This is a genomic window from Marinigracilibium pacificum (assembly GCF_012926615.1).
GTDB lineage: Bacteria > Bacteroidota > Bacteroidia > Cytophagales > Cyclobacteriaceae > Mangrovivirga > Mangrovivirga pacifica.
Map to the genome: position 1 here is coordinate 1 of NZ_JABBNU010000027.1, position 1,432 is coordinate 1,432.

The following is a 1,432-nucleotide window of genomic DNA, read 5'->3' on the forward strand; positions in this document are numbered from 1 at the left end:
TGGACTAGCCCCCAAAACTTAGACAAGTTTAACAATTTAATTTTAAATAATGAGCTCGGTATTTCACCGGGCTCATTCCTTTTAGATTCAATTTGATTCTATCCTTGTTGTAATAATTTATATACTCCTTTATTTCTGCTTTTAATTGGTTGATTGATCTGTATTTTTTTAGATAAAACAGCTCTGATTTAAGTACCCCAAAGAAGTTTTCAATAACAGCATTGTCTAAGCAATTTCCTTTTCTTGACATACTTTGCGTAATATTCATGTCTTTTAAGTAGTTCTGGTATTGCTTCATTTGGTACTGCCATCCTTGATCAGAGTGGAGTAGTGTTGAATTTGTACCTTTTACTTTTTTTACAGCCTTTTCTACCATACCCATCACACTCTTGAAGTCAGGTCGTTCAGATAGCTCATAACTGATTATTTCTTGATTATAAAGGTCTATAATAGGAGATAAATACAACTTCTTGCCCAACACATTAAACTCTGTAACATCAGTCGCCCATTTTTGATTGGGTCTGTCTGCCTTAAACTCTCTATTGAGTAAATTAGGAGCTATTCTACCCTCTTCACCTCTGTAAGATTTATATTTCTTTACTCTAATAACACTCTTTAAATTTAGACTTCTCATTAATTTAAAGACTGTTTTATGATTAATAAGATATCCTTGATTACCCAGCTCTAAAGTGATTCTCCTGTAACCATATTTACCTTTATGCTGGTGATATATCTTTCTTATTAGCCTTTTTGTATCAGCATGCTTATCTGCTTTTGAAAGTTGCTTTACATAGTAGTAGAAGCTACTTCTTGCCATTTTGATAATACTAAGCAATAAACATAAATCATACTTATGCCTTAGCTCCATTACGGCTTTTGCTTTTTGTCTTTTTGAACTAAGGCTTGAAGCTTTTTTAGCAGTTCATTTTCTGCTCTTAGGTATTCAACTTCTTGTTCTAGCTGTTCTTCTCTGGTCAAAGGCTTATCTGACTTCCTTTTCTTCCTTTTTATCGGCTTATTCATTTGCTTTGGTCTCCCTTTTGACTGCGGTTTTAAGCCTGATAATCCTTTAGCTTTATAAGCCCTTTGCCAATTAATAATGATGGACTCACTGGGAATATTAAACTTAACACAAGCTTCACTTAAAGATAAGTAATCCTTTTCAATGGATTCAATTACTTCAAATTTAAATAAAGCATCATAAGACTGTCTCTTTCTTGGTTTGAGTCCTGATTTACCATACTGTTGAAAAAACCTAACCCATAAACGAAGGTTGGAATTCTCAATCCCATATTCGTCTGCTACTGCATTTACTGATCTATTTTCTTCTAATACAGAGCGCACACAACTCAATCGAAATTCATAGTTGTACTTCTTTCTCTTAAACATAAAAATGCCCCCAAATAGTGTCTAACTTTTTGGGGGCACTCTA

General features: G+C 33.5%; 2 protein-coding genes. Both read right to left on the reverse strand.

What is annotated here, in order from left to right; genetic code table 11:
• Window positions 1-28: 28 nt before the first annotated feature.
• Entirely contained in the window at window positions 29-868 is an 840-nt protein-coding gene (locus tag HH304_RS21065; RefSeq protein ID WP_271711730.1) for an IS3 family transposase, read from the reverse strand.
• On the reverse strand, window positions 868-1,389 hold the full coding sequence (locus tag HH304_RS21070; protein ID WP_169685277.1) for a helix-turn-helix domain-containing protein: 522 nt from the start codon (window positions 1,387-1,389) through the stop codon (window positions 868-870). The genes HH304_RS21065 and HH304_RS21070 overlap by 1 nt, the downstream gene beginning before the upstream one ends.
• Between the last annotated feature and the right edge of the window lie 43 nt (window positions 1,390-1,432).